Below are 7,641 nucleotides of genomic sequence, written 5' to 3' on the forward strand. Positions count from 1 at the left end.
GATTCATCATCCCCGTGTGAACGTAAAAAGATAAGCTGTAATTTTATTGATATAGCGCTGATCTTTATCTTTGATTCTATAATTATACTCGCTTGATTGTTAACATTCTAATTAAAAATACAGCGGGCTGTTCCAGCTCAACTGTATTCTTTCTCCACTATTTTATTGGACCAGCTGCCGCAGAGCCTCGCCGACCCCATCCTCGTCGTTAGTAAGCGTGATGTAATCCGCGCATGCTTTTACCGGTTCGACGGCATTGCCCATCGCCACGCGCAAGCCGCAGCCTTCAAACATCGGCAGGTCGTTGACGCTGTCGCCGATGCCCAGAATCTGAGCCGGATCGATCCCCAGCTGATCGGCTGCTTTGCGGATCGCGATGCCTTTGTCCGCCTTGACGCTGATCACTTCGATATCGCCGTACGGATAGATGAAGACCCGGATGCCGGATAGCGGCCGCAGCTGCCGCGCGATCGCTTCCGTCCGGCCCCGCGCCCGGATCAACAGTTTATAAACCGGATCCGGATTCTGCCGCGCAATGGCGGGCAGATCCTGATTGGAATGCACCACAATCCGATGCTGCGGCGGCTGATCGGCGGTATAGGCCACATAATCGCCGGATAGCGGGACGTCGTGACTGCACCAGATCGTGTTCAGCTGTTTCATAAACGCCGGACAATCTTCACGTTTCAGCAGGGTCAGCACCTCGTTGAGCGCCGCCCGGGGAATCGGTTCCCCCTGAGCCTGACCATGAAAGGACCGGTAAGCACCGACAAAGCCGATCACCGATAACCGCGGATCGATCATCTGCGCCGTCTTGTAGGCGAACTGATAAGCCCGGCCGGACACCACGGCCACTTCCACGCCCTGATCCAGACAACGCTGGATCTGCTGGCGGCTCAGCGAGCCGACTTCCTTTTTTCCATTGAATAACGTTCCATCCAGATCCAGACAAACCATTCGGATCGGACGGGGACTGACAGACTGCTCCCTTAAATCGACCGGGTTGCGGTTTTCAGCCATTGCGCTTCCTCCTCATTAAGATACGGCGTTAAAGCCTCGCGAACGCGCAGATGATAGCGGTTCAGTGCCTCACGGGCAGCCGGCGTCAGAACCTGCGGGTCAACCGCGTCCAGATCGATCGGTGCCAAGGTTGTCGTTTCAAATTCCATAAACTGACCATAGAAGTTCTTCTCGCCGCAGCGGACGATCAGCTCGTTTTCAATCCGGATGCCAAATTTTCCTTCGATGTAAACGCCCGGTTCATCGGTGACCACCATTCCCGCTTCCAGCCGTTCCATTTCATTCAGCGCCGCCGTCTTCTTCCAGCGGATTCCATGCGGGCCTTCATGCACGTTCAACAGATATCCGACGCCATGACCGGTACCGCACTGATAATCCAGATTCAGCTGCCACACGGGTCCGCGGGCGAGGATGTCCAGATTGATTCCGCTGCAGCCATACAGAAACCGCGCTTCTGACAGGTTCAACATCCCCTGCAGCACCGTTGTATAGACCTTTTTGATTTCCGGCGAACACGGCCCCAGCGCAAACGTCCGGGTGATATCCGTCGTGCCTTCCCAATACTGACCGCCCGAATCGATCAAAAGCAAACCCTCCGCCGCGACCGGCACCTCGTGCTGCGGATCAGCGCTGTAATGCATCATCGCCGCGTTGGCCTTATAGGCGCAGATCGTGCCGAAGCTTTCCTCGATAAAACCTTCCTGCTCGGCGCGCAGCGCATGCAGCTTAGTTTGGATCGAGCATTCGCTCATCGCTTCTTTGCCGACGCGGGTTTTCAGCCAGTACATCAGCTTCGTCACCGCGACGCCGTCCTTGAGATGCGAACGCCGCAGGTTTTCAATCTCCGTTTCATTCTTGATCGCCTTTCTTAAGACAATCGGATTGGTTTTCTCAATCCGCCGGCAGTGCCGGGGAATCGCGCGGAGGATCGCGTAGTTGAGCTTCTGCGGATCAGCCCAGACCGTTTGCGCCGTAAGCGCCGCGACGTCCCCAATGAATGTATCGTACTCCTTGATTTCAATATTCAGAGCGGATAACGCCTGCTGGTCGGATTCCGACAGCTTGCGCGGATCCAGATACAGCACGGCCTGCTCCAGTGTCACGCAGCCATACGCCAAAACAACAGGATTGTACAGCACATCGTCGCCGCGCAGATTGAACAGCCACGCCAGATCATCGAGCGTCGAGATCAACAGTGCCTCAGCGCCTTCCTTGCGCATGACCGCACGGATTTCATCCAGCTTCTGCGCCGTCGTCCGGCCGCTGTAACGTTCTTCTAACAAGACCGCCTTCGCTTCCGATAAGCCCGGCCGGTCCTTCCAGATCAAATCCACAAGATCCTCCGTGCTTAAAATCTGCGCCTGCTTCCTTGCCAGCATTGCTTCCAGCTGGCTTCCCAGCGCCCCGCTGACCATCCGTCCGTCGAAGGCCAGACAGCCGCCCTGCGGCATTTCCTGCTCGATGAACTGCGGGAAGTCGATCACGCCTTCCTGCCCCATCTTATATAAAGTAATCCCCGAACCGGCCAGCTGCCGTTCCGCCTGAATAAAGTAACGGCCGTCAGTCCACAGTCCCGCCTGATCGCGCGTGACGACCAACGTCCCCGCCGAACCGGTAAAACCCGACATCCACGCCCGGGCCTTGAAATAATCGCCGATGTATTCGCTGCCGTGAAAATCAGACGACGGAATCAGCACGATATCCACATGTTTCTGTTCCATCACCTGCCGCAGCTGTTTTAATGTTTCTCTCATAGCCACCCTCCTGAACGTCCCTTATTGTAGCTCAAATAACGGAAAAATACAGCCTTCTTCCAACAACTTCGCCATTTTTGCGATGACTTTGAGCCTTTCATCCTCTCTGTTCGAGGATCCTCCTTGAAAATCCTGTTTCTTTCCAAATGCTGCATCCGCCTCGTTTTCCATGCCTGCGGTATTCCTGCTTTGACTTCCGCAGACTTTCGGGAAGCGCAGCTTTTCATGATCTTCCAGCAAGCCGGCATTTTCTCGCTTTGTGAATTATGGTATAGTGATGATAACAATTTCGGAGGTTTTCATGAAAAAAATCATACTTGGATTGGTTATCAGCGGCCTGATCTTAGGCGGCTGTTCATCGAAAATGGATCAGTTTGTCGAACCGCAGGGTACGCCGCGGCCGAGCATTGAACCGCTGCCGACCGACGCTTCGTTTGCGGGCGAGGAATGGTACGATCAGATGGAGGTCTGGCAGCTTCACCGGGAACCGGCCCGGGCTGCCCTGACGCCTTATCCTTCATCCCAGCAGGCGCTTCTGGCAGAGACCAGCGCTCTGGATGAAATCAATGCCGCCTCGTCCTCGCGGATTCAGTCGCTCAATGGCCGCTGGGCGTTTTACTATGCCGCCAAACCGACGGACCGTTTAAAAAACCTGGCGGGCTACGACGCGCAATGGTATTGGGAAGATTGGGACACGTCGGATTGGGATCAGATCGACGTACCGTCCAATATTCAGACTCAGTGGAAGGAAGACGGCAGCTTCCGCTATGAGCCTCCGATTTACATCAATCAGATTTATCCGTGGCTGAACTATGAAGCGATCCAATACGGCGCACAGGGGCAGCCCGTCGCCGCAACCGCCGTCAACAGCGTCGGTCACTACAAGCGCGAGTTTACGCTGGATGAAGGGCTGCAAAACAAGCATGTCTTCCTGCGCTTTGAAGGTGTGGAATCGGCGTTTTATGTTTATATCAATGGTCAGCCGATCGGTTACAGCGAAGACAGCTACACGCCCGCGGAGTTCAATATCACGCCTTACTTAAAGAAAGGCGTCAATACGATCGCAGTCGAGGTCTACCGCTGGTCGGACGGCAGCTACTTTGAAAATCAGGATTTTATCCGGCTGTCCGGAATTTTCCGCGATGTAACCTTGATCGGGCGGGAAGCAGTGGAAATCCGCGATCTGTTTGTGCAGAGCGATCTCTCCGCGGACTATAAGCAGGCGCAGGTTCAGGTCGACGTCGATCTGCGTAATCTTTCGCAGCAGCCGCAGGCAGGCTGGACGCTGGAAATGGAGCTGGTCGATCAGGGCCGCGCTGTTTTCGATCAGCCCCTGAACCTCGAAAGTCCGGAATTACCCGTACTGGAAACGACTGAAAATCAGACGGGAACTACGCTGAGCGCTCACTTCACGATCGATCAGCCGAAGCTGTGGACACCCGATCAGCCGCATCTTTACTCGCTTGTCCTCACGCTGAAAAACGCAGCGGGCGAGGTTATGGAAAGCGTTTGCCAGCGGATCGGGCTGCGAGAAATCGAAGTTCAGACCGTCGACGGTGTCCAGCAGATGCTTCTCAACGGGAAGCCCTTGATGCTCAAAGGCGTCAACCGCCATGAAACCGATCCAGTCAAGGGCCGGGCCTTGGGCGCGCAGGAAATCATCACCGATCTGAAGCTGATGAAGGCCTACAACATCAACGCCTTCCGCACCTCGCATTATCCGAATCATCCGCTGACCTACGACGTTGCGGATGAGCTGGGGCTGATCGTCGTGGACGAGGCCAACATTGAATCGCATATCGGGGAGAAGGAGCTGGGCGTTCCCGGCAACAATCCGCTCTACAACGGATTGATCATGGACCGGACCGTCAGCATGGTCGAACGGGATAAAAACCACGCCAGCGTGCTGTTCTGGTCGCTGGGCAACGAAGCGACGTATCACGAATATGAAATGAATGAAAATTATCCGTTTTACAACACCTCGATGTGGATCCTTCAGCGGGATCCGAGGCGGCTGCGCGTGTACGAGCGTGACAACCGGATCGGCGATACCCGCGAAACGTCGATGGTCGATGTGGCCAGCAGTCAGTATTGGACGCTGGATCAGCTCAAGGATTACGCTAAGAAAAACAAGCACGCGTTTTTCCAGTCTGAATATATTCACGCGATGGGCAACGGCGTCGCGAATTTAGCGGAGTATTTCGCGTTGTTTAAAACCTGTCCGCAGCTGCAGGGGGGCTTCATCTGGGATTTCATCGACCAGACGATTCTGACCGGCGACCCAGCCACAGGCCAATTCTATTACGGCTACGGCAGCGACTGGGGGACGCCGCTCAACGACGGTGATTTCTGCGGCAATGGCTTAGTCAATGCCGACCGCACCCCGAGCGCAGAGCTGGAGGAAGTGAAGAAGGTCCAGCAGGACGTCAGCTTCACCTACGATTCCCAAAAGCACCGGTTAACAATGACCAACGAATTTCTGGCGACCGATCTGAATGCTTTTGCGGTCGAGCTGAACTTCTACCAGAACGGCACGCTGTTCCATACGGCAACCTTAAGCGAAGCAGAAAAAGCACTGCCGCCCGGGGCGGCCAAAACGATCGACGTCGCGCTGCCGGATTCTGATTCCGACGCAGAAGTGATTCTGGAGATCGACGTGAAATACAGCCAGGATCAAAGCTGGGCCAATGCTTATGGTGGAAAACAGGGCGATATCCTGGCGTTTGAACAGTTTGTTCTGCAGGAAGGCAAGCCTGCGGCATCCGTGTCCCCGGATCTTTCGCTGACCGTAAGCGAGCAGGAGGGCAAATGGACGATTCAGGGCCAGACTGAACAAAATGAGGACTTTGAAATGATTCTGAATCCCGCAAAAATGGAAATTGAAGTTTACCGGCTCGGCGATCAGACCTTCCTGACCGGCGGTCCGCAGCCGTCGTTCTACCGTGCCGAAACCTCCGGCGATCCGCAGTTCTCCGAAGCAGTTCGGCAGGCTGGCAAAGCGGTTGAGTACAAGTCGCCTTCGATTCAGCGCAAAGAAGAAAACGGCGAAGTAAAGCAGCTGTCGATCAAGGCTTCCGGGACGATCAACGAATTCAACACCGGTCTGGAAACGGAGATTACCATTCAAGGCAACGGTCAGGTCGCGGTGGCGATGACGATGAAAGTGCCGTCGAAAGAGAAGGTCGGTCCACTCGCCCGGGCAGGACTGACGCTCAGTCTGGACGCTTCGTTAAACGAGATCCGCTACAATGGCCGCGGACCCGAAGAGAATTATATCGACCGCCATACCGGTTCCCGGTTGGGACAATGGACGGCAAAGATTGATGATTTCTATAACGATCAACTGCTGAAACCGCAGGACAGCGGCAACCGGACAGAGGTCCGCAGCCTGACGCTCAACGGTGAAACGAACGCGCTGACCCTGACGTTTGACGAACCCGTCGGCATGAACATCATGACCTGGGATGAACTTTCACTCGCCTCCGCCGCGCATCTGAAGGACGCGCAAAAGTTAGATCAGCCGCTGCTGCATCTGGACGCTGCCCAGCGCGGATTGGGCAACGGCAGCTGGGGCGCAGAGCCGTTAAAAGAATATCAGATTAAGCAGAATCAAACCTACACGGTTTCGTTTCAAATCAAACCCGGTCAATAATCCCTATCGCAGGATTCCAGTCTGAAATACTCCGGTTGCCAGCTCTGAGGAAAACAGACCGGCTCCTGATGAATCGTTCAGGCAATCCGGTCTTGCGAAAGGAATGATGGAGAATTCCGGTTTACAATCGGATTTCCCTGTGAATTCAATGCATCTTGTAAAAAGCCGCCCGATTTCGATCATGAAATCCAACGGCTTTTCTTTCTTCATATCTGCGTAAGCAAGCTAAAGTTTCTGATAAAACACCAACGTCATCCGGGGATTCACCGCCGCGGTTTTTCCTGTCTTCCGATATCCCATTTTCTCATAGAGATGGACCAGACGTTCCTCCTGTAAAATCGTATCCAGCTCCCATCCCCGCTCGCCATGGATTTTCTCAGCTTGTCGAATCGCTTCCTGCGCATAGCCCCGGCCCTGAAACTGCGGGAGAATGAACATCGGGGAAAGGCGCTTACGACTTCCATCCTGCTTGTCGGTGACGCTGAGCACGCCAACCGGGTTCCCATCTACGTCAATGAAATAATAATAACGGTCTTTTTGCGAACAGCGAAGCCGCAGTTGGTCCAGCGATTGATTGGCGGGACTGGTATCGTAATCCTGATACCGTTCCAACAGCTCGCGAAAAGCAATTTTCTGCATTTCCCAGATGACCGGCGCATCCTCCGCGGACGCTAAGCGTAACAGCAGCCGCATGATCAAGCCTCGCGCTTGGCCGCGGATTTCCAGCAAAGCCAGCCTGAGCCGCACGAATAGGCGATCAACAGCATCCCCGCCGGCCACTCTTTCACGATCTGCCCGGTTTCTCGCAGCCCCATTCCGATCAACAGAGCACCGACCGCAATCCTAAACAGACAACCCAACGCGATTTTCCTGGCCATCAGGACAGCGCCAGCCGCGAGAAGTGCGGTACACACCCAAGCCAGGGGACTGATCGCTCCAAAATCGCCGAACACTCCTCCGAAAAAACCGTAGAACAAGCCGGCCAGCACAGCCGGAATAAAATAGAAAAGCTTTGCCATCCGCCGATCCTCCCTTTCTAAATAATGTTAATCATTCCCGCATCGTTGGTCTTATTCTATCATAAATTCCAGAGCTGCCGGAGGATTCCTATACAAAAAGCGCTGAGGAGCGGAATTTTGGCTCTTTCAAAAATAGTGTTGGTGAGAGAAAAACCGAAACAAGAAAGACGCAGATGAGTTCCAGAAATGGGACTCA

At 54.4% G+C, this 7,641-nt stretch carries 6 protein-coding genes; 1 reads left to right on the forward strand and 5 read right to left on the reverse strand.

The features are described 5' to 3' along the window. Positions 1-162 precede the first annotated feature (162 nt). Genes I2D94_RS03940 through I2D94_RS03950 form a run of 3 tightly spaced genes read right to left on the reverse strand, consistent with a single transcriptional unit; the run spans position 163 to position 3,014 of the window. Positions 163-1,020, reverse strand: coding sequence for an HAD family hydrolase (locus I2D94_RS03940; protein WP_195395673.1), 858 nt, complete (start codon positions 1,018-1,020; stop codon positions 163-165). Beyond that, positions 990-2,774, reverse strand: coding sequence for an aminopeptidase P family protein (locus I2D94_RS03945; protein ID WP_195395674.1), 1,785 nt, complete (start codon positions 2,772-2,774; stop codon positions 990-992). The genes I2D94_RS03940 and I2D94_RS03945 overlap by 31 nt, the downstream gene beginning before the upstream one ends. Before the next feature lie 21 nt (positions 2,775-2,795). After that, positions 2,796-3,014: a hypothetical protein gene (locus tag I2D94_RS03950; protein WP_195395675.1), complete on the reverse strand. Its 219-nt coding sequence runs from the start codon at positions 3,012-3,014 to the stop codon at positions 2,796-2,798. Positions 3,015-3,075: 61 nt separating this feature from the next. On the opposite strand from I2D94_RS03950, the gene I2D94_RS03955 reads away from it, so the two are divergent. Next, on the forward strand, positions 3,076-6,426 hold the full coding sequence (locus I2D94_RS03955; RefSeq protein ID WP_195395676.1) for a glycoside hydrolase family 2 TIM barrel-domain containing protein: 3,351 nt from the start codon (positions 3,076-3,078) through the stop codon (positions 6,424-6,426). A 225-nt stretch (positions 6,427-6,651) separates the two neighbouring features. Here the strand turns inward: I2D94_RS03955 and I2D94_RS03960 are convergent, their stop codons facing one another. Together I2D94_RS03960 and I2D94_RS03965 are read right to left on the reverse strand one after the other, a co-directional pair. Then, positions 6,652-7,119 (reverse strand): GNAT family N-acetyltransferase, encoded by a 468-nt coding sequence (locus tag I2D94_RS03960; RefSeq protein ID WP_195395677.1) that lies wholly within the window; start codon positions 7,117-7,119, stop codon positions 6,652-6,654. A 2-nt stretch (positions 7,120-7,121) separates the two neighbouring features. Beyond that, a complete protein-coding gene (locus I2D94_RS03965; protein ID WP_195395678.1) occupies positions 7,122-7,445 on the reverse strand; it encodes a hypothetical protein in 324 nt (107 codons plus the stop codon). Positions 7,446-7,641: the final 196 nt, after the last annotated feature.

Source organism: Holdemania sp. 1001302B_160321_E10 (genome assembly GCF_015552275.1).
GTDB lineage: Bacteria > Bacillota_I > Bacilli_A > Erysipelotrichales > Erysipelotrichaceae > Holdemania.

Coding starts and splice junctions, on each gene's coding strand:
- I2D94_RS03965 (WP_195395678.1), bottom strand. CDS start 7,445: ATGGCAAAGCTTTTCTATTTTATTCCGGCTGTGCTGGCCGGCTTGTTC.
- I2D94_RS03955 (WP_195395676.1), top strand. CDS start 3,076: ATGAAAAAAATCATACTTGGATTGGTTATCAGCGGCCTGATCTTAGGC.
- I2D94_RS03945 (WP_195395674.1), bottom strand. CDS start 2,774: ATGAGAGAAACATTAAAACAGCTGCGGCAGGTGATGGAACAGAAACAT.
- I2D94_RS03960 (WP_195395677.1), bottom strand. CDS start 7,119: ATGCGGCTGCTGTTACGCTTAGCGTCCGCGGAGGATGCGCCGGTCATC.
- I2D94_RS03940 (WP_195395673.1), bottom strand. CDS start 1,020: ATGGCTGAAAACCGCAACCCGGTCGATTTAAGGGAGCAGTCTGTCAGT.